The 19478-nt window shown below is 71.8% G+C and carries 24 protein-coding genes; 11 read left to right on the top strand and 13 right to left on the bottom strand.

Going from position 1 to position 19478, the window contains the following annotated elements:
- Positions 1–46 precede the first annotated feature (46 nt).
- A complete protein-coding gene (locus ACZ4FH_RS17350) occupies positions 47–337 on the bottom strand; it encodes a hypothetical protein (RefSeq protein WP_467305519.1) in 291 nt (96 codons plus the stop codon).
- Between the two features lie 550 nt (positions 338–887).
- On the opposite strand from ACZ4FH_RS17350, the gene ACZ4FH_RS17345 reads away from it, so the two are divergent.
- The 3 genes from ACZ4FH_RS17345 to ACZ4FH_RS17335 all read left to right on the top strand — a co-directional run bounded on the left by ACZ4FH_RS17345 (position 888) and on the right by ACZ4FH_RS17335 (position 4540).
- On the top strand, positions 888–2159 hold the full coding sequence (locus ACZ4FH_RS17345; protein ID WP_467305517.1) for a L,D-transpeptidase: 1272 nt from the start codon (positions 888–890) through the stop codon (positions 2157–2159).
- Positions 2160–2322: 163 nt separating this feature from the next.
- Entirely contained in the window at positions 2323–3792 is a 1470-nt protein-coding gene (locus ACZ4FH_RS17340) for an ABC transporter permease (RefSeq protein ID WP_467305515.1), read from the top strand.
- Positions 3793–3856: 64 nt separating this feature from the next.
- The gene (locus ACZ4FH_RS17335; protein ID WP_467305513.1) at positions 3857–4540 is read left to right on the top strand and encodes an ABC transporter ATP-binding protein; all 684 of its coding nucleotides are present in this window, start codon (positions 3857–3859) and stop codon (positions 4538–4540) included.
- 78 nt (positions 4541–4618) lie between these two features.
- On the opposite strand, the gene ACZ4FH_RS17330 is transcribed toward ACZ4FH_RS17335, so the two are convergent.
- Complete coding sequence (locus tag ACZ4FH_RS17330) at positions 4619–5107, bottom strand: RDD family protein (protein ID WP_467305794.1); 489 nt, start codon at positions 5105–5107, stop codon at positions 4619–4621.
- A gap of 363 nt (positions 5108–5470) precedes the next feature.
- On the opposite strand from ACZ4FH_RS17330, the gene ACZ4FH_RS17325 reads away from it, so the two are divergent.
- Together ACZ4FH_RS17325 and gdhA are read left to right on the top strand one after the other, a co-directional pair.
- A complete protein-coding gene (locus ACZ4FH_RS17325; protein ID WP_467305512.1) occupies positions 5471–5641 on the top strand; it encodes a hypothetical protein in 171 nt (56 codons plus the stop codon).
- Positions 5642–5992: 351 nt separating this feature from the next.
- Positions 5993–7372, top strand: a complete 1380-nt coding sequence (gene gdhA / locus ACZ4FH_RS17320; protein WP_383650210.1) for an NADP-specific glutamate dehydrogenase — start codon at positions 5993–5995, stop codon at positions 7370–7372.
- A 93-nt stretch (positions 7373–7465) separates the two neighbouring features.
- Here gdhA and ACZ4FH_RS17315 read toward each other — a convergent pair whose 3' ends face one another.
- The 5 genes from ACZ4FH_RS17315 to ACZ4FH_RS17295 form a co-directional block, all read right to left on the bottom strand.
- Positions 7466–7855 carry a YrdB family protein gene (locus ACZ4FH_RS17315; RefSeq protein WP_467305510.1) on the bottom strand — a complete coding sequence of 130 codons (390 nt, stop codon included), beginning with the start codon at positions 7853–7855 and terminating at the stop codon, positions 7466–7468.
- Complete coding sequence (locus tag ACZ4FH_RS17310) at positions 7855–8451, bottom strand: dihydrofolate reductase family protein (protein ID WP_467305508.1); 597 nt, start codon at positions 8449–8451, stop codon at positions 7855–7857. Before ACZ4FH_RS17310 ends, ACZ4FH_RS17315 begins: the two co-directional genes overlap by 1 nt.
- Positions 8452–8598: 147 nt before the next feature.
- Positions 8599–9264: a peptide-methionine (S)-S-oxide reductase MsrA gene (gene msrA, locus ACZ4FH_RS17305; RefSeq protein WP_467305506.1), complete on the bottom strand. Its 666-nt coding sequence runs from the start codon at positions 9262–9264 to the stop codon at positions 8599–8601.
- 76 nt (positions 9265–9340) lie between these two features.
- On the bottom strand, positions 9341–9463 hold the full coding sequence (locus tag ACZ4FH_RS17300; protein WP_467305504.1) for a hypothetical protein: 123 nt from the start codon (positions 9461–9463) through the stop codon (positions 9341–9343).
- A gap of 75 nt (positions 9464–9538) precedes the next feature.
- The gene (locus ACZ4FH_RS17295; RefSeq protein ID WP_467305503.1) at positions 9539–10642 is read right to left on the bottom strand and encodes a hypothetical protein; all 1104 of its coding nucleotides are present in this window, start codon (positions 10640–10642) and stop codon (positions 9539–9541) included.
- 66 nt (positions 10643–10708) lie between these two features.
- On the opposite strand from ACZ4FH_RS17295, the gene ACZ4FH_RS17290 reads away from it, so the two are divergent.
- Complete coding sequence (locus ACZ4FH_RS17290; protein ID WP_467305502.1) at positions 10709–11860, top strand: cystathionine gamma-synthase; 1152 nt, start codon at positions 10709–10711, stop codon at positions 11858–11860.
- A gap of 105 nt (positions 11861–11965) precedes the next feature.
- On the opposite strand, the gene ACZ4FH_RS17285 is transcribed toward ACZ4FH_RS17290, so the two are convergent.
- From ACZ4FH_RS17285 to ACZ4FH_RS17270, 4 genes are all read right to left on the bottom strand, one after another.
- A complete protein-coding gene (locus ACZ4FH_RS17285; protein ID WP_383650224.1) occupies positions 11966–12157 on the bottom strand; it encodes a DUF1059 domain-containing protein in 192 nt (63 codons plus the stop codon).
- A 73-nt stretch (positions 12158–12230) separates the two neighbouring features.
- The gene (locus tag ACZ4FH_RS17280) at positions 12231–12479 is read right to left on the bottom strand and encodes a hypothetical protein (protein WP_467305499.1); all 249 of its coding nucleotides are present in this window, start codon (positions 12477–12479) and stop codon (positions 12231–12233) included.
- The gene (locus ACZ4FH_RS17275; RefSeq protein WP_467305497.1) at positions 12476–12970 is read right to left on the bottom strand and encodes a sigma factor-like helix-turn-helix DNA-binding protein; all 495 of its coding nucleotides are present in this window, start codon (positions 12968–12970) and stop codon (positions 12476–12478) included. The genes ACZ4FH_RS17280 and ACZ4FH_RS17275 overlap by 4 nt, the downstream gene beginning before the upstream one ends.
- 60 nt (positions 12971–13030) lie before the next feature.
- Positions 13031–13558 carry a MarR family winged helix-turn-helix transcriptional regulator gene (locus ACZ4FH_RS17270; RefSeq protein WP_467305496.1) on the bottom strand — a complete coding sequence of 176 codons (528 nt, stop codon included), beginning with the start codon at positions 13556–13558 and terminating at the stop codon, positions 13031–13033.
- A 156-nt stretch (positions 13559–13714) separates the two neighbouring features.
- Between ACZ4FH_RS17270 and ilvA the strand changes: the two genes are divergently transcribed.
- The 3 genes from ilvA to ACZ4FH_RS17255 all read left to right on the top strand — a co-directional run bounded on the left by ilvA (position 13715) and on the right by ACZ4FH_RS17255 (position 17016).
- Complete coding sequence (ilvA, locus tag ACZ4FH_RS17265) at positions 13715–14944, top strand: threonine ammonia-lyase (RefSeq protein WP_467305494.1); 1230 nt, start codon at positions 13715–13717, stop codon at positions 14942–14944.
- Between the two features lie 216 nt (positions 14945–15160).
- A complete protein-coding gene (locus tag ACZ4FH_RS17260) occupies positions 15161–16171 on the top strand; it encodes an ATP-binding cassette domain-containing protein (RefSeq protein WP_467305493.1) in 1011 nt (336 codons plus the stop codon).
- On the top strand, positions 16168–17016 hold the full coding sequence (locus ACZ4FH_RS17255) for an ABC transporter permease (RefSeq protein ID WP_383650236.1): 849 nt from the start codon (positions 16168–16170) through the stop codon (positions 17014–17016). The genes ACZ4FH_RS17260 and ACZ4FH_RS17255 overlap by 4 nt, the downstream gene beginning before the upstream one ends.
- A 69-nt stretch (positions 17017–17085) precedes the next feature.
- On the opposite strand, the gene greA is transcribed toward ACZ4FH_RS17255, so the two are convergent.
- Entirely contained in the window at positions 17086–17583 is a 498-nt protein-coding gene (greA, locus tag ACZ4FH_RS17250; RefSeq protein ID WP_383650238.1) for a transcription elongation factor GreA, read from the bottom strand.
- A gap of 185 nt (positions 17584–17768) precedes the next feature.
- A complete protein-coding gene (locus ACZ4FH_RS17245; protein ID WP_467305491.1) occupies positions 17769–18185 on the bottom strand; it encodes a DUF4307 domain-containing protein in 417 nt (138 codons plus the stop codon).
- 152 nt (positions 18186–18337) lie between these two features.
- Here ACZ4FH_RS17245 and mca point away from each other — a divergent pair, with 152 nt between their 5' ends.
- A complete protein-coding gene (gene mca, locus ACZ4FH_RS17240; protein WP_383650242.1) occupies positions 18338–19219 on the top strand; it encodes a mycothiol conjugate amidase Mca in 882 nt (293 codons plus the stop codon).
- Between the two features lies 1 nt (position 19220).
- Entirely contained in the window at positions 19221–19466 is a 246-nt protein-coding gene (locus ACZ4FH_RS17235) for a hypothetical protein (RefSeq protein WP_467305490.1), read from the top strand.
- The last annotated feature ends 12 nt before the right edge of the window (positions 19467–19478 follow it).

Here is a 19478-nt window from a genome sequence, read left to right as displayed (position 1 = left end):
CACCGGACGGATCCGGTGGCCGCTTCCGCGCTGCGGGGGCGGGTGCTCAGCGCACCGGGCGTGGCTCCGTCCGGCGGGCCGAGCGCACGGCGAAGCCGGCACCGGCGCCCAGGAACGCCATGCCGCCCAGCAGATAGGGCGTCGTGTCGAAACCGGGCCCGTTCTCGGCGAGCGCGGTGGCGCCCGGACCGGCCTGGGCGGACGCGGCCGTGGGGGTCTCGGGGCCGGGCGCTCCGGAACGGTCGCCGTCGGCATGGGCGGACGGGACGAACCACAGCGCGCACAGCAGCGTTCCCGCGGCGGTCGCGGTGAGCAGGGGGCGGCGGGGGATGGCCAAGGAAATCGTTCTCCCTCAAGACAGCCGTGGAGGAGGGGGCGGCCCAAGTGCCGGGCCCCCTCGGGCCTGTTGCGGCGATGCTAGTGAACGTCGCGGGCCCCGGGAAAGGGCGCGGAGGGGGCGGTGGCGCGGCGCGTGGGATCAGGGGACCGCGCACGTTCCAGGACGTCCCGGTTCGCACTCTTTCAGGTGGAAATGGTGAGGGACATCACGGACGTCTGCGGACGGTGTCCGCCCCGTCACCCGACCCGCCGGAGCCCGTACGCATACCGGCATCCGGGGCGGGGAAGGCGAGCAGCCGGAGAGGGACGCGGCAACGGTGCCGCTTTCGGTGTCCCGCACAATGGGGAGGAACGGAGCCAGGCGGTGGACCGGCGGAGACACCGGAGCCGGCCACGGGAACCGCCGCCCCCGTCACCGCGTCGATGAGTGGTGTTCCCCACATCGGAGACGCATGTGGAACGGGTGACCCATTACGGGGGTTCTGGAACATTGAGGGGTAGTGCCGGTCGACGGCCTTGCTCGGGGTTTTTCGGGGATTTCGGCAACGATGGAGAAGCGTGTGATGACGGACAGCAAGCGGCGCAAGGGCCTCGTGGCCGCGTCCGCACTGCTCGGCGGCGTACTGGTGCTCTCGGCCTGCAACGACAGCGACGGTGACAGCGGCGGGGCGGCTCCCGCCGCCTCGACGCAGTCGCAGGCGGCCGACGTCGACAAGGCCGCGGCGCAGGAGACCTCCGAGGCACAGATAACGATCGCGCCGAAGAACGGTGCGACGAACGCGAGCATCAACAACGCCGCCAAGGTCTCCGTCACCAAGGGCACGCTGACGTCCGTCGAGATGACGACGGCCGCCGGTGCGGCGGTCAAGGGCACGATCTCCGCCGACGGCACCAGCTGGAAGCCGGACGTCCAGCTGGAGCGCTCCACCACGTACAAGATCACCGCGACGGCGAAGGACGCCAAGGGCCGCGAGGCCCACGAGAACTCCTCCTTCACCACCGTCTCGCCCGCCAACAGCTTCATCGGGAACTTCACCCCCGAGGACGGCTCCACGGTCGGCGTCGGCATGCCCGTCTCGATCAACTTCAACAAGGCGATCACCGACAAGAAGGCCGTCCAGGCCGGCATCACGGTGACGTCCAGCAGCGGCCAGGAGGTCGTCGGCCACTGGTTCAACTCCCAGCGGCTCGACCTGCGCCCGAAGGACTACTGGACGGGCGGCTCCACCGTCACGCTGAAGCTCGCCCTGGACGGCGTCGAGGGCGCGGACGGCGTCTACGGCGTCCAGCAGAAGACCGTCACCTTCAAGATCGGGCGCAACCAGGTCTCCACGGTCGACGCCAAGACCCACATGATGACCGTCACCCGGGACGGCAGGACCGTCAAGACCATCCCGATCTCCGCGGGCTCGCCCGACAACCCCACGTACAACGGTCAGATGGTGATCTCCGAGAAGTACAAGGAGACCCGGATGAACGGCGCCACCGTCGGCTTCACGGACGACGACGGCAAGGGCGAGTACGACATCAAGGACGTGCCGCACGCCATGCGGCTCTCCACGTCGGGCACCTTCATCCACGGCAACTACTGGGGCAAGGGCATCTTCGGCAAGGTCAACACCAGCCACGGCTGCGTCGGCCTCGCCGACGTCCAGGGCGCCGGCGACCCCAACCAGGCCGCCGCCTGGTTCTACAACAACTCGATGATCGGTGACGTCGTCGTCGTCAAGAACTCCCCGGACAAGACGATCCAGCCCGACAACGGCCTCAACGGCTGGAACATGAGCTGGGCCCAGTGGACGGCGGGCTCCGAGGCCTGATCCGCCTCCCCGCTCCCCAGCCGGAACCCCACCCCGTACGCCGGAGGCGGCGGCGCCCGGTCCCTCGAGGACCGCGGTGCCGCCGCCTTCGGCGTACGCGTTCTCATCCGGCTCTCATCGCGGCCTTAACCCACCATCACGCGCGCTCCCTAGCCTCGCGCCCATGTTCTTCACCTACCTCCGGCGCGAACTGCGCCGCCGCAGAAAGGCGGCGCTCGTCGTCGCCTCCGGGCTCGCCCTCGGCATCGCGCTGGTCATCATCGTGAGCTCGGTCTCCTCGGGCATGAGCAAGGCCCAGGACAAGGTCCTGGAATCCCTGTACGGCCTCGGTACGGACATGACCGTCACCAAGGCCGCGGCGGCGCCCGGCTCCGGCGGCACGGACCGGCCCCGGTTCCAGTTCGACGCCAAGGACGGCGACGACGACACGACGCAGAGCACGGACCGGGTCATGGTCCAGGGCTTCCAGTCGCTGGCCGCCTCCACCGTCGACCAGGTGGGCAAGCAGACCGGCGTCGCCGACGCCGTCGGCGGGCTGAGCCTGACGGTCATGAAGGTCGACGGCCAGTTCAAGCGCGGCGAGTTCAAGCAGCAGGAGGGCGGTACGTCCCAGGGCGGCGGCCGCGGCGGGTTCGGCGGCGGCTCCGGCCAGCCGCAGGGCGAGGTCCAGGGCGGCGGCGCCTCCTTCGACGTCAACTCCTACACCGTGTACGGCACCGACGTCACCCGGCAGGACCTCGGCCCGCTCACCTCGTCGAAGATCACCGCCGGACGCACCTTCAAGACCACCGAGACCGACGCGAAGGTCGCCGTCGTCGACTCCGCGTACGCCAAGGAGAAGTCCCTCGCGGTCGGCAAGACCGTGACGATCCACGGCACGAAGTTCTCCGTCATCGGCGTCTCCACCGCCGACAGCGGTGACGCGGCGGCCAACCTCTACGTCCCGCTCCAGCAGGCGCAGACCCTCGCCGACGCGAAGGACAAGGTCACCACGGTCTATGTGAAGGCCACGGACTCGCAGAAGATCGACAGCGTCAAGTCGGCCATCCAGAAGAACATCTCCGGCACCACGGTCACCACCTCGGCCGACCTCGCCGACACCGTCTCCGGCTCCCTGTCCACCGCCTCCGACCTCGCCTCCAGCGTCGGCAAGTGGCTCTCCATCGCCGTCCTCGCCGCCGCCTTCCTCGTCGCGGGGCTCCTCACCTCCTCCGCCGTCAGCCGCCGCGTCCGCGAGTTCGGCACGCTCAAGGCGCTCGGCTGGAAGAGCGGCCGGGTCACCCGCCAGGTCATCGGCGAAGCCCTCGTCAACGGCCTCATCGGCGGTGTCCTCGGCATCGCGGTCGGTCTGGCCGGCGCGTACGCCGTCACCGCCGTCAGCCCCACCCTCACCGCCGAACTCGGCGCCTCCGGCGGCGGGATGCGCGGCGGCCCGATGGGCGGCGGGATGGGCGGCCCCGGCCGGCAGAGCGCGTCCAAGGCCCTGGACATCGCGCTGACCGCACCGGTCTCCCTCTCGGTCATCCTGACCGCCGTCGGCCTGGCCGTCGCGGGCGGACTGATCGCGGGTGCCTTCGGCGGCTGGCGCGCCTCCCGGCTCCGTCCCGCCGACGCGCTGCGCCGGGTCGAGTAGCCCGAGCCCCCGCACCCGTCACCCGTCGCGCGACACGCGCCCACCGTCCAGCAGGAGTTGGCCCATGTACACCCTTCAAGGCGTCACCAAGCAGTACACCCGGGGAAAGTCCACCGTCCACGCGCTCGCCGGCGTCGACCTCACCATCGAGGACGGCGGCCGCCTCGTCATCCAGGGACCCACCGGCGGCGGCAAGTCCACCCTGCTCCAGATGCTCGGCGGCCTGGACCGGCCCACCGCCGGCACGGTCGAGCTCGACGGGGTGGACCTCGCCGGACTCAGCGAGGCCAGGCTCACCAAGGTGCGCGCCGAGAACATCGGATTCGTCTTCCAGAGCTTCAACCTCATCCCGACGCTCACCGCCCAGGAGAACGTCGAGACCGCCCTCGTCCCGCTCGGCGTCAAGGCGTCCGAGCGGCGCACCCGGGCCGCCGAGGCGCTCGACTCCGTCGGCCTCGGCGAACGGCTCGGCCATCTGCCCAGCGAGATGTCCGGCGGCCAGCAGCAGCGCGTCGCCATCGCGCGGGCCCTGGTCAAGCGGCCCAAGGTGCTGCTCGCCGACGAGCCCACCGGCAACCTCGACGAGTCCATGCGCGACGAGATCATGGAGGTGCTGGAGACCCTGTGGAAGGAGCACGGGCTCACCTTCGTCATGGTCACCCACGACAGCGCGATCGCCCGCCGCGCACCGCGGCTGGCCACCATTCGCAAGGGCAAGGTCACCATCACGGAGAACGCGGCGGCCTGAGCGGGGCCGGGGCACGTCCCTCCTCCCCCCGGCGCATCCTCCGCTCCCTCCGCCCCGTCCGCCGGGGCGGAGGGGGACTCAGCCCGTCCGGGCCCGGCCGGTGAGGGCCGCCGCCCGGCGGAACGCCGCGAGATCGCCCCGGCGGACCTGGCGCAGCCCCAGCGGGTCGTCCGGGGCGAGATGCTCCGCGAGTCCCTGGCCGCCGTGCGGAGCGCCGGCGGCGGCGTACGGGCCCCCGCCGCCGGTACGGGCGGCCCGCAGCCCGTACCAGGGCCGCAGGGGCAGCCAGCACAGCCCGTACAGCCAGCGCAGCGCCAGCCGGCCGGGGCCGGGGCGCCGGACCTCCGGCAGGCTCACCACCCGGATGTCCATGATCAGCTTCCCGGCGCCGCCGCCGAAGCAGGCGGTGAGCAGCACCTGGTTCAGGAAGGACAGCGCGAGCACCGGCCCGGCCAGCAGCGCCGCCGCCTCGGCGGCCGGGACGCCGTCCACGTACGGCCTGGCCAGCAGTCCCGCCGGGACCACGCACAGATAGCAGTCGAGGCCGACCGCGAGGAAGCGGCGCATCTCGCCGGCCCGGGGCGGTGTGCGGGGCCCGGGGCGTACGGCCGTCCCGTACCCGGCCGCGCGGGGGGCCGGGCCGGAACCGGGGCTTCTGCGGTGCCCCCGTAACGGTGTCATGCGCGAATCATGTCCGATCCCCCCGCGCCGCGTCCCGCGGTCCGCCCGGAGCGTCGCGCACGGACGCGGGGGCGCTCGGCCGCTCGGCCGCACGGGACGGCGGGCACCCCGGGGGTGTAGCGGGCTCCACCCCCGGTCCGGGGGCCCGGCACCTCGTGGCGCGGCGCGCGCGCCGGAAGCATGGAGGAAGAGGCGAGGCCCGGTCCGGTCGGCGGATCGCGGCCCGCCCGTACCCCTCCTGGAGGAACCGTGAAATCGCTGCTGTGGACCGTGCTCGTCGGGGCGGTCGCCGCCAATGTCGCGTTCAACTTCCTCGTGGAGCAGGACGCCCTCTCCACCGTGCTGAGCGCCGTCTCCGGAGTCGTGTTCCTCCTGGCGGGGGTGGGGCTCTGGATGACACGAGGGGCCCACGAGGAGTGACGGGCGGACTGTCCGACCTCACAGCGGCCTCGGGCGCGTTGTGAGGTTCACCACTTCGGACGGATCCCGGCCGTCGCCGCAACCCGGCCATTGCTGCCCGGAACCGGCCTCGCACAAGGCCGTTGGCCAGGTACCGAGCCCCTCGGGGCGGGATCACCATGTGGATGGCGCGGGCCTTTCCGCCGGGCCACTGGGACAATCGGTATGCCACAACGGTCCTGTACGCCGCATGCGTGAGCGCGGTAATGCGCGAAGTCCCGGCGACGCCCTCAATGGGGAGGGGGACCTGGCGCGCCCCCCGGGACGGGGGCGCCCTCGCGTTCGAGCCGACCCATGGAAGGTCTTGATCAGATGACGGTCAGCCCTGACTCCGCAATCCCCCACGCTGCCGAGAACCGGATCATCGAGCCGCTGTACGCCGAAGTCCTCCGCCGCAACCAGGGCGAGAAGGAGTTCCACCAGGCCGTACGGGAGGTCCTGGAGACCCTCGGCCCGGTGCTCGCGCAGCGCCCGGAGTTCGTGGACGCCCGGATCATCGAGCGCATATGCGAGCCGGAGCGCCAGCTCATCTTCCGGGTGCCGTGGTCGGACGACTCGGGCGACATCCACGTGAACCGCGGCTTCCGGGTCGAGTTCAACAGCTCCCTCGGCCCGTACAAGGGCGGACTGCGCTTCCACCCCTCGGTCAACCTCGGCATCGTGAAGTTCCTCGGCTTCGAGCAGATCTTCAAGAACGCCCTCACCGGCATGCCCATCGGCGGCGGCAAGGGCGGCGCGGACTTCGACCCGAAGGGCCGCTCGGACGCCGAGATCATGCGGTTCTGCCAGTCCTTCATGACCGAGCTGCACCGCCACCTCGGCGAGTACACCGACGTGCCCGCCGGTGACATCGGCGTCGGCGGCCGCGAGATCGGCTATCTCTTCGGCCAGTACAAGCGCATCACCAACCGGTACGAGTCCGGTGTCCTCACCGGCAAGGGCCTCGGCTGGGGCGGCGCGCTGGTGCGCACCGAGGCGACCGGTTACGGCTGCGTCATGTTCACCGCCGAGATGCTGCGCAGCCGGGGCGAGTCCCTGGACGGCCAGCGCATCTCCGTCTCCGGTTCCGGCAACGTCGCGATCTACGCGATCGAGAAGGCCCAGCAGCTCGGCGCGACCGTGGTCACCGCGTCCGACTCCGGCGGCTACGTCGTCGACGACAAGGGCATCGACCTCGACCTCCTCAAGGAGATCAAGGAGCAGGGCCGCGGCCGGATCTCCGAGTACGCCGAGCGGCGCGGCTCGCACGTGAAGTACGTCGAGGGCACGGGTGTCTGGAACGTCCCCGTCGACGTCGCCCTGCCCTGCGCCACGCAGAACGAACTGCACGAGGCCGACGCCGTGGCCCTCGTCCGGGGCGGTGTGAAGGCCGTCGCCGAGGGCGCCAACATGCCCACCACCCCCGAGGCCGTCCGGGTCCTCCAGGACGCGGGCGTCGCCTTCGCCCCCGGCAAGGCCGCCAACGCGGGCGGGGTCGCCACCAGCGCCCTGGAGATGCAGCAGAACGCCTCGCGCGACTCCTGGACCTTCGCCCACACCGAGGAGCGGCTGGCGGAGATCATGCGCCACATCCACGACTCCTGCTACACGACGGCGGAGCGCTACGGCACCCCCGGCAACTACGTCGTCGGCGCGAACATCGCCGGCTTCGAGCTGGTCGCCGAGGCGATGCTCGCGCAGGGTCTGATCTGACCCCTGCGGCCGTCTTCGCAGCCGTACGGACGCACCGACGGGCCCGGGACCCCTTGCGAGGGTGTCCCGGGCCCGTCGGCCTTTCCGAGGCGGCTATCCGGCGGCGGGCCGCCGCCGGAACGTCTCCGCGAGCGCCGTGTTCACCACGACCACCACGCCCGTCACGGTCGCCGCGACCGGATGCCCGACCCCGTACAGCGCGAGCGCGCCCCCGCCGAGCACCACGGCCTTCACGGCGAGCACCCCGGCGAGCGGCGGCCGGAACCGGGCCCGGGGCGCCGCGAACAGCCCCCACAGCGCGACGGCCGCCCCGGTCACCACGACCCCCAGCGCCACCCCGGCCGCACCGCCGTCGCCGCGCTCGTACCCCCACCAGAACAGACACCCCAGGGCCACCACCTCCAGGACGAACGCCAGTCCCTCGTTGGCCGCCCACCAGGGCCGCCCCGCCACCGACGGGACGACCGGCGTCTCCGGGGGCATCAGACGCCCGCCCGCGTGTACGTGAGGAACAGCGCCCCGCTCTTCAGCGCCGTATGGTCCACGAGCTCCCATGTGCGCGGGTCGAAGGCGGCCTCGCGGGAGAACAGCGGAATCCCGCTCCCGATGGTCAGCGGACCGACCTTCAGCACCAGCGCGTCGATCTCCCCGTACAACGACTCCGCCAGCCCGGCCCCGCCCAGCAGCCAGATGTCCTTGCCCTCCTGCCGCTTCAGCTCCCGCACCGTCTCCACCGGATCGTCCGCGACCAGCTCCACCCCCGGGTCCGGGCTCTCCTTCAGCGTCCGCGAGAACACCAGATGCCGCAGATGCGGATACGCGTCCGTGACCCCGGCCGCCAGCCCGATCCCGTAGCTCTTCCGCCCCTCCAGCACCGTGTCGAACCGCGTCCCCTCCGCCGTCACCGACAACGCCTCCCGCGCCGGCCCCGGCAGCGTCTCCGGGTACTCGGCGACCAGGTGCCCGATGTAGTCCTCCGGCACGGGCCAGAACCCGCCCGGCCCCGTCGGGTCCGCCCCGTCCGGTCCCGCGATGAAACCGTCGAGCGTGGTGGCGACGTAGTAGACGAGCCTGCGCATGCGGATCCTCTCCCCGTGGATGCCCCGTCACCGTGCGGTGCGGGCGTTCGACTGCCCGGTGATCATGGCCTTGGGCCGGCGGTGCGATCAACAGGTCGCGGCGACAGGATTTCTGACGGGCATTCAAGGGGTCCCGGGTTCAGCGGCTCAGCCCTCCGCCGGCGCCACCCCGATCGGGCAGCTCACGCCCGTGCCGCCGATGCCGCAGTAGCCCGCCGGGTTCTTGTCGAGGTACTGCTGGTGGGCCGGTTCGGCGGGCCAGAAGGTGCGGCCGTCGGCGGGGAGGATCTCGGTGGTGATGTCGCCGTGGCCGGAGGCGGTCAGGACGCGCTGGTAGGCGTCGCGGGAGGACGCGGCGGCTTCGGCCTGGGCGGGGGAGTGGGTGTAGACGGCGGAGCGGTACTGGGTGCCGACGTCGTTGCCCTGGCGGAAGCCCTGGGTGGGGTCGTGGGACTCCCAGAAGAGCTTCAGCAGCTCGGCGTACGAGACGACGGACGGGTCGAAGACGACGCGGACGGCCTCGGTGTGGCCGGTCAGGCCGGAGCAGACCTCTTCGTACGCGGGGTTCTCGGTGTAGCCGCCCTGGTAGCCGACGAGGGTCGTCCAGACGCCGTCGGTCTGCCAGAACTTGCGCTCGGCGCCCCAGAAACAGCCCAGGGCGAAGTCGGCGACCTCCAGGCCCTCCGGGTAGGGGCCCACCAGCGGGTTGCCCAGCACGGTGTGCCGGGACGGGACGGTGAACTCGGGGGTCGGGCGGCCGCGCAGGGCCTCCTCCGGGGTGGGGAGCTGCGGGGTGCGGCGGTGCAGGAACATACGGGGGCTCCTCCTGGGTCGGCGTGCTGTCCGTACAACGCACCGGGACCGCCCCGGATTCCTGCCCGGGGAGGGGTCAGCGGCCCGGACCGGCCTCGTCCGACTCCATGGACGCGACATAGGCCGACGCCCGCTTGCGGGCCTTGAACCAGAAGTAGAGGCCGAGGCCGATCAGGAGCAGGGGTATCAGGCGTGCCACGGGGGTACCGGACCTTTCCTTGGTGCCGAGGGGGTGGTGCGTGGCCCCACCGTCGCACACCCCCCGGCGGCGCCACTACCTCGGCAGCGTCGCCGGGCTTCCGCCGTTCGCCTCGTAGCCCGCGACCGCCAGGGCCCGGTACACCGTGTACTCGGCCGCCGGGTCGGAGCTCTCCGTCCACGGCAGGGCGCCCACGTGGCCGTCGATGCGGACCAGCTGGGCCATCGCCTCCGCCCAGCGCTCCATGCGGACCAGGAAGAGGACGAGGAGGTGGCGGACGTGGGCGAGCATGGGGTCGTCGGGGCGGGCGGAGTGGACGGCGTACATCGCGCCCTCCACGGCGCGGGTGACCACCTGGCTCTGGTAGAAGCCGCGCACGAAGTTGACCTCCGGCAGGTGCTCGTACACCGCGAAGAGGGGCAGGGCGGCCAGCAGGGAGCCCTGGGGGGCGCGGGCGGCCGCCGCGGTGGCGAAGGCGTCGGCCTCCTCGCGGGAGCCGTGCCACTTCTCGCACCAGAAGTGCAGGGCCGCGATGTGGGCGCCCATATGGGCCGGGGCGCGATCGATGATCTTCGCCCAGAGCCGGTCGAACTCCTCGTGGGAGTAGCCCAGTCCACGGGCCACGGCCAGCTCGGCCAGATACGGCACCGGATCGCCCGGGGCCAGCAGGGCCGCCTCGGCGGCGACCGTACGGGCCTCCTCCAGGATGATCCGGAAGTCGTCCGTGCCCGCCGTCGAGGACCGCCACGCCTGCTGCACCAGGAACTCCGCGTGCACCGCCGCCGCGCCCGCGTCCTTCGGGGCCTCGGACCGCCACGCGCGCAGCCACGCCCCGCCGACGCCCGGCTGCCGCATCAGCTCCAGCGAGGCGGCCCCGGCGAAGGCCTGCACCCGCTGCCAGCGGACCTCGCCCTCCTTCGGCGTCCCGGCGAGCAGCTGGGAGGCCGCCTTCCAGGACTGCGTGTGCTGGACCACGTCCAGGACGTCGAGGAGATCCTGGTCCGGGCCCGGCATCCGGATGTCCAGCTCCTCCTGGCGCACGAAGCCGTAGGTGTCCGGATCGGCGGCGTCCGGCGACCCCGGAGCCACCTGGCGGATACCGCCCCGGCGACGCAGCACGAAGGGACCGATCACCGCCGCGAGCATGCACAGCGCGAGCAGGAACCACAGAATCTCCATGCCCCCATTGTCACCGGACGGCCGGGTGGCCTGTGAGGGCCCTCCCGACGAACTACGCTCGGCCCCATGAGCGACCAGCACAGCTTCGAGACCCTCGCGATCCATGCGGGCAACACCGCCGATCCCCTCACCGGCGCCGTGGTCCCGCCCATCTACCAGGTGTCCACGTACAAGCAGGACGGCGTGGGCGGGCTGCGCGGCGGCTACGAGTACAGCCGCAGCGCCAACCCGACCCGGACCGCCCTGGAGGAGAACCTCGCGGCCCTGGAGGGCGGCCGCCGCGGACTCGCCTTCGCCTCCGGCCTCGCCGCCGAGGACTGCCTGCTCCGTACGCTGCTGACCCCCGGCGACCACGTGGTCATCCCGAACGACGCCTACGGCGGCACGTTCCGGCTGTTCGCGAAGGTCGCCTCGCGCTGGGGCGTGGAGTTCTCGGTCGCCGACACCTCCGACGTGGCCGCCGTACGGGCCGCGATCACCCCGCGCACCAAGGCCGTCTGGGTGGAGACCCCCTCCAACCCGCTGCTGGGCATCACCGACATCGCGGCCGTCGCCGCCGTCGCCCGCTCCGCCGGGGCCCGCCTCGTCGTCGACAACACCTTCGCGAGCCCCTACCTCCAGCAGCCGCTCGCGCTCGGCGCCGACGTGGTCGTGCACTCCACCACCAAGTACATGGGCGGTCACTCCGACGTCGTCGGCGGTGCGCTGATCGTCAACGACCCGGACCTGGCCGAGGAGTTGGCGTACCACCAGAACGCCATGGGTGCCGTCGCCGGGCCGTTCGACGCCTGGCTGGTGCTGCGCGGCATCAAGACGCTCGCCGTCCGCATGGACCGGCACTGCGAGAACGCCGCCAAGGTGGCCGAGCTGCTTACCCGCCACCCCGGGGTAACCCAGGTCCTCTACCCCGGGCTCCCCGAGCACAAGGGCCACGAGACCGCCGCCAAGCAGATGAAGGCCTTCGGCGGCATGGTGTCCTTCCGCGTCGAGGGCGGCGAGGAGGCGGCGGTCGCGGTCTGCGACCGGGCGAAGCTCTTCACGCTCGGTGAGTCGCTGGGCGGTGTCGAGTCGCTGCTGGAGCACCCCGGCCGGATGACCCACGCCTCCGCCGCCGGCTCCCCGCTGGAGGTCCCCGCCGACCTGGTCCGCCTCTCCGTCGGCATCGAGAACGCCGACGACCTGCTGGCCGACCTCACCCAGGCCCTCGGGTCCGTCTGACCGTTCCCGTCCGCCGGGCGGGTCACCCGGGCCCCCGGCCGAGCCCGTCCGCGCAGCGGGCGGGGGCGGGACCGGCCGCACGGCCCGTCCCGCCCCCGCCACGGCTCAGGCCGGAACCTTCTCGTCCTCCAGCGACGCCCTGATCTGCTCGCGCAGTTCGGGGCTGTCGGTGTGTTCGTGCACCGAGACCGCGTGCTCGGTCGCGGCCCGTACGACCTCGTCCTCCTCGCCGGAAATCGCCAGCGAGCAGTTCGACACGCTCGGATACTTGCGGCAGTCAGCGATCTTCCTCGTCATCACAGCCTCCTCGGCCGGTGGTGCCGCTCCTCTCCAGGATAGATCGGATAATCCGGCCCGAAACGGGTGGATGTCACCATTCCAGTGGAGGAGTCGTCTCGGCCGGCGGCGCGTGCCACGGCTGGACCGTCACCGCCCAGACCGTGAACGCCACCACGATCGCGGTCGCCGTCAGCAGCCACAGCCGGCGCAGCACCCGCCGTCTGCGCAGCCGCCCGGAGCCCCGCTGCGCCGCCCGCGCCGCCAGATCGGCCGGCACCTGCGGATGCGGGGTGTCCAGCATCCGCCGGACCTCGTCCTCCCGGCGCCCGGTCCCGCTCATCGGGCCGCCCCCAACTGCCCCAGGCGGCGCCGCCGTTCGGTCGGTGTCCGGGTGCCGCGCATGGTGGCCACCGAGCGGTTGCAGACCGCGCGGACCCGGTCCGCCGGCACCCCGAGCAGGGCGGCGGTCTGCTCCTCGGGCACGCCCTCGTACAGGCGCAGGACCAGCACCAGCCGCTCCTGCGGGGTCAGCCGGTCCAGCAGCCCCCCGCGCGGCCGGTGGTGGCGCCAGGCCTCCCGGGCGAAACGGGTGGCCAGATCCTGACGGGTGCGGTTGTACGGATCCTCGCCGTGCAGCCGGTCCCATTCCGCGTACGTCCGGGCCAGCGCGTCCGTCAGCAGCCGCAGTGCCCGGGGGTGCGCGTCGGCCGGGTCCGCCGGCTCGGCGGTGAGCAGGGTGGCGGTGTGCAGCAGCCGGCCCGCCGCGCCCGCCACGAAGGCATCGAACTCCTGGGCGCGGCGCCGCTCGCGGCCCGCCTGGCGCTCTCGCACGGGTCCATCGCAACGCCCCGCGGCCCCGGGGTCAACCCCCGGGAGGCGGAAGGCGGTTGCTCAGCCCGTCGGGGGCTGGTGGGCGGCCTGCCGGGCGGCGAGCGCCGCGTTGAACCGGGTGAGGAGCGTGCAGAAGGTGTCCCGCTCGTCCTCCGTCCACTCCTCCGTCACCTGGGACATCAGCGCGCGCCGCGAGTCCCGCACCTCCTCCAGCCGGGCCTGGCCGCGCGGCGACAGCTGGAGCACGACCGCGCGCCCGTCCTCGGGGTGCGAGGTGCGCTTGACCAGGCCGGTGTCCACCAGCGGCGCGACCTGGCGGGTCACCGTCGACGAGTCGATCCCCATCCCGGCGGCCAGAGCCTTGACGCCCATCGGGCCTTCCCGGTCCAGCCGGTTGAGCAGCAGATACGCGGCCCGGTCCATGGAATTGCGCACCTGGCCGACACCGCCGAGGCGGGTCTGCTCGGCACGCCGGGCGAAGACCGCCACCTGGTGCTGCAGAACGTCGAGCAGGTGGTCGTGACCCGGGTTCTCCGGGGCTGCGCCCCCGGAAGGAGACGCGGCAGTCGTCATGTCCTGAGGGGGCATGGCCGGGGGCTCTCTTCGTGCGGTGTCGGATGGGTGGGGGACAGAGTACGCGGCCCCGGGGCAACGCGTGCCAGTGCTGCACAAACCTGTGGACATCGACGCAGTACGGCCCGGCGGGCGGCGGCGACGGCGCCGGGGGACTGGAAGACTTGCGGTATGAACTACCTTCCGCCCGGCCGCTTTCCCTCGGTGATCCTCGACGACGTCAGGGGGGCGCAGAAGATGCTCTCCGGGGTCTCCCGGGTCACGCCGCTGGAGGGCAGCCGCCATCTGTCCGAGCTGGTGGGCGCGCCCGTCCGCTTCAAGTGCGAGAACCTCCAGCGGACCGGTTCGTTCAAGCTGCGCGGTGCGTACGTGCGCATCTCGGGGCTGACCCCGGTCGAGAAGGCCGCCGGCGTCGTCGCCGCGAGCGCCGGGAACCACGCGCAGGGCGTCGCGCTCGCCTCCTCGCTCCTCGGGGTGCGCTCGACGGTCTTCATGCCGGTCGGGGCGCCGCTGCCGAAGGTCGCCGCGACCCGGGAGTACGGGGCGCGGGTGCGGCTGCACGGCCATGTCGTCGACGAGACGCTGGCCGCCGCGCAGGAGTACGCCCACGAGACCGGAGCGGTCTTCATCCACCCCTTCGACCACCCCGACGTCATCGCGGGGCAGGGGACCGTGGGGCTGGAGATCCTGGACCAGTGCCCCGAGGTGCGGACGATCCTCGTCGGCATGGGCGGCGGCGGGCTCGCGGCCGGGATCGCCGTCGCGGTCAAGGCGGTCCGGCCCGAGGTGAGGATCGTCGGGGTGCAGGCGGCGGGGGCGGCCGGCTATCCGCCGTCGCTGGCGGCCGGGCATCCGGTGTCGGTCCGCTCGCTCCAGACGATGGCGGACGGCATCAAGGTGGGCCGCCCCGGAGACGTGCCGTTCCGCATCGTCCAGGAGCTGGTCGACGAGGTCGTCACGGTCACCGAGGACGAGCTGTCCAGCGCCCTGCTGCTCTGTCTGGAGCGGGCCAAGATGGTGGTGGAGCCGGCCGGGGCGAGCCCGGTGGCGGCGCTGCTCGGTGACCCCGGGGCGTTCCGGGGACCGGTCGTCGCGGTGCTGTCCGGCGGCAATGTGGACCCGCTGCTGATGCAGCGCATCCTCACCCACGGCATGTCGGCGGCCGGCCGCTATCTGAGCCTGCGGCTGCGGCTGACGGACCGCCCCGGCGCGCTGGCCACCATGCTCGGCGTGCTCACGGTGGCCGACGCCAACGTCCTGGACGTCAGCCATGTGCGGACCGACCCGCGCCTCGGGCTCACCGAGGCGGAGGTGGAGCTGCACCTGGAGACCAAGGGACCCGAGCACTGCGAGGAGGTCGCCGAGGCGCTGCGCGGGGCGGGGTACCGGGTGATGTCCTGAGGGCCGGGTGCCGGGTGGCGGCCCGGGGGAGGGGCGTCCCGGAGGTTCCCGGCGCACCTCTCTTGTGAGTCGCGATGTATCGCGATACCGTCCGGGTGTCCGGAGCCTCCGGCCGCGGACGTACGCATGTGCGTCTCGCGTGTTCACCGGGCGCGGAAACCCGGGCAAATCTAGGATCTGTGAGGAAGTCACCCGAACGCACTGGGGGAACCCCATATGCCAGGCGCCATCTACGCCGAAGGTCTGGTGAAGACCTTCGGAGACGTGCGAGCCCTCGGCGGCGTCGACCTCGACGTGCCGGAAGGCACCGTCCTCGGACTCCTCGGCCCCAACGGAGCCGGCAAGACGACCGCCGTACGCGTCCTCACGACGCTGCTCAGGCCCGACAGCGGCAGCGCCTTCGTCGCGGGCATCGACGTCCTGAAGAAACCCAACGAGGTGCGGCGCTCCATCGGGCTCTCCGGCCAGTTCGCCGCCGTCGACGAATACCTCACCGGCCGCGAGAACCTCCAGATGGTCGGCCAGCTCTACCAGATGTCCGCACGCGACGCGAAGGCGCGGGCCGTGGAGCTGCTGGAGCGGTTCAACCTCTCCGACGCGGCCGACCGCACGGCCAAGACGTACTCCGGAGGCATGCGCCGCCGCCTCGACCTGGCGGCGGCGCTCGTCGTCTCCCCGCCGGTCATGTTCATGGACGAACCCACCACCGGACTCGACCCGCGCAACCGCCAGCAGCTCTGGGACGTCATCGAGGAGCTGGTCGCCGGCGGCACGACCCTGCTGCTGACCACCCAGTACCTGGAGGAGGCCGACCGCCTCGCCCACGACATCTGCGTCATCGACCACGGGCTCGTCATCGCCCGGGGTACCTCCGACGAGCTCAAGGCCCGCACCGGAGGCGAACGCGTCGAGGTCGTCGTCCAGCGGCGCGAGCAGATCGACCCCGCCCGCGAGGTCCTGACCCACCTCGGCAAGGGCGCCGTCGCCGTCGTCCCCCACATGCGCAAGCTCACCGTCCCGGTCGACGGCGGCGCCAAACTCCTCGCCGAGGTCATCCGCGACCTCGACGCCCGGGGCGTCGGGATCGACGACATCGGGCTGCGCCGCCCCACCCTCGACGACGTGTTCATCTCCCTCACCGGCCACGCCGCGGAGACCGGGGCGTCCGACGAGGACGACGGGGACGCGGACACCCCGTCCGCCGCCAGGACGGAGGCCGCGCAATGACCGCTGTGACCCGGACCCCCGCCGCCGTCCCCCGGGGCGGCGGAGGCGTCGGCCAGTCCGTCCGCGACTCGCTGGTCATCGCCCGCCGCAATCTGATCCGGATGACCCGGATCCCCGAAGTGGTCCTCTTCGGACTCATCCAGCCGATCATGTTCGTGGTGCTCTTCAGCTACGTCTTCGGCGGCTCGATGAACATCGGCGGCTCCACGGACCCCACCGTCTACCGCAACTTCCTCATGGCCGGGATCTTCGCCCAGACCGTCACCTTCGCCACCGCGGGCGCCGGGGCCGGCATCGCCGACGACATGCACAAGGGGCTCGTCGACCGCTTCCGCTCCCTGCCCATGGCACGCGGCGCCGTCCTCACCGGCCGCACCCTGGCCGACCTCGTCCAGACCATGTTCACCGTGCTGGTCCTCACGATCGTCGCCCTGATCGTCGGCTGGCGGATCCACGAGGGCGTCCCCAAGGCGCTCGGCGCCTTCGGACTGCTGCTCCTCCTCGGCTACGCCTTCTCCTGGATCGGCGCGCTGATCGGCCTCTCCGTCCGCACCCCGGAGGCGGCCACCTCCGGCGGGCTGATCTGGCTCTTCCCCGTGACGTTCATCTCCAACGCCTTCGTGGACTCCAGCCAGATGGCCGGCTGGCTCCAGCCGATCGCCGACTGGAACCCCTTCAGCGCCACCGTCCAGGCCTGCCGGGTCCTCTTCGGCAACCCCGGGGTCTCCACCTCGGACGCCTGGCCGATGCAGCACCCCGTCTGGGCCTCGCTGATCTGGTCCGCCGTGATCATCGTGGTCTTCCGGACCCTGGCCGTGCGGAAGTACCGCTCGGTGGCCGTCTGAGCACGGGCCCACGGAAGAGCCCCGGCCGCCTGGGAGGCGGCCGGGGCTCTCGCGTACGAGGGTCGCGGATCAGCCGGAGTACGGCTTCGCCGACAGGATCTTCACCGTGGCGGTCCGGCCGTTGGGCAGTTCGTACTCGGCGTTGTCGCCGGTGCGCTTGCCGTTCACGCCCATGCCGAGCGGCGACTGCGGCGAGTAGGTCTCGATGTCCGCGCTCGCGTACTCGCGCGAGGCCAGGAGGAAGGTCACGGTGTCGTCCTCGTCGCCGTCGAAGGCGATCGTGACGACCATGCCGGGCTCGACCACGCCGTCGTCGGCCGGCGCCTCGCCGACCTTCGCGTGCTCCAGGAGCTGGGTCAGCTGGCGCACCCGGAGCTCCATCTTGCCCTGCTCCTCCTTGGCCGCGTGGTACCCGCCGTTCTCTCGCAGGTCGCCCTCCTCACGGGCCGCCGCGATCTTGACGGCGATCTCCGTGCGCGCGGGACCAGACAGGTACTCCAGCTCGGCCTTGAGCTGGTTGTACGCCTCCTGCGTGAGCCAGGTGACGTTTTCGCTGGTCTGGGTCACAGGGTGCTCCTCGTCGGTACTTGGGAAATACAAAGCAACGCCCTGACCCGCAAACATCGCGTTCACGGGTGGGCGAAACCACGAGCCTAACAATTCGGCGGGAAAAGGGGGAGAAGGTAAACGGCTGAGACTGGGAAACCGCAGCTCAGCGGGCGTAACTGCGGGTCAGCAGGGGGGTGCGGCGGTCAACGCGACGCACCGCCGTCGTCCGTGCACCCCAGCAATTCCACACTCGTCGCCCGGGACGTGGTCCGCAGCGTCAGGATCCGGTCGATCCGGGTACTCGCGTCATCGAAGCGGAAACCCTTGCGGGCGACCTCCGTACCGTCCTCGCGCTGCGAGCGGAGCGTGCAGTAACCCTGGGCGTCCCGCTCCTTGCGGACCTCCAGATGGACCTCGACCTTCTCGTCCGAGACCACCTTGAACTTGATCATCTCGGCGCTCAGGGCCTGGCCGCTGACGTATCCGTAACCGATCCAGCCGACCACGCCGAGCAGGAGGGCACCGAGCACCGCGCCGATGATCTTCAGCTTCCGGTCGGCGCGACGGTCCGCGGAGCGGCCGTAGCGGTTCTCGGGAAGCGCCTCGCGCACCGCCGTCATGATCGTTCCTCCCGTACCGGGGACCGAGGAATTTTCCACCCCCCGGTTCGGTCACTATAGAAGTTGCCCACCCGTCACCCGACCGCCGCCCCGGGATCGGCGTCCCTGCGGGACGGCACCACTGATGGCGACCAATCACTGAGGATCGAGTCTTGACTGAGCAGCTTCGACTGATGGCCGTGCACGCCCACCCCGACGACGAGTCGAGCAAGGGCGCGGCCACCATGGCCAAGTATGTGTCCGAGGGGGTGGACGTGCTGGTCGTGACCTGCACGGGAGGCGAGCGCGGCTCCATCCTCAACCCGAAACTCCAGGGCGACGCGTACATCGAGGAGAACATCCACGAGGTGCGCCGCAAGGAGATGGACGAGGCCCGGGAGATCCTGGGCGTCAAGCAGGAGTGGCTGGGCTTCGTCGACTCCGGGCTGCCCGAGGGCGACCCGCTGCCGCCGCTGCCCGAGGGCTGCTTCGCGCTGGAGGACGAGACCGTCGCGGCCGGGCGCCTCGTCGCGCGGATCCGCGCCTTCCGGCCGCAGGTCATCACGACGTACGACGAGAACGGGGGCTACCCGCACCCCGACCACATCATGACCCACACCATCTCGATGATCGCCTTCGAGGGCGCCGCCGACACCGAGAAGTTCCCCGAGGCCGAGTTCGGCCCGGCCTGGGCCCCGCAGAAGCTCTACTACAACCAGGGCTTCAACCGGCCGCGCACGGTCGCGCTGCACGAGGCGCTGCTCGCCCGGGGCCTGGAGTCGCCGTACGGGGAGTGGCTGGAGCGCTGGAAGGAGTTCGGCCGCGCCGAGCGCACCCTGACCACGCACGTGCCCTGCGGCGACTTCTTCGAGATCCGCGACAAGGCCCTGATCGCGCACGCCACGCAGATCGACCCGGACGGCGGCTGGTTCCGCGTTCCGCTGGACATCCAGCGGGAGGTCTGGCCGACCGAGGAGTACGAGCTGGCGAAGTCCCTCGTCGATACCTCCCTCCCCGAGAGCGACCTCTTCGCGGGCATCCGCGACAATGCCTGATATGTACGCGACTCAGGCACTGCCGCACCTTGTCCCGCTCGCCGAGGAACTGGACAAGAACAAGGTGACCCCCGGGGTCCTCGGCTTCCTCGTCTTCGCCGCGCTCGCGGTGGGCGTGTGGGCGCTGATGAAGTCCATGAACCGGCACATGGGCAAGGTCGACTTCGAGGAGACGCCCGAGGAGCCGGCGGCGTCCTCCGGCGCGAAGGGGACCGCGGAGTCCGCGGGCTCCGCGAAGCGCTCGTAGCCGCCGGCCCGG

The sequence above is a fragment of the Streptomyces sp. NPDC024555 genome (genome assembly GCF_055559335.1).
Note: the sequence above shows the minus strand (reverse complement) of the source record. Positions and strands in the feature narration are given on the sequence as shown.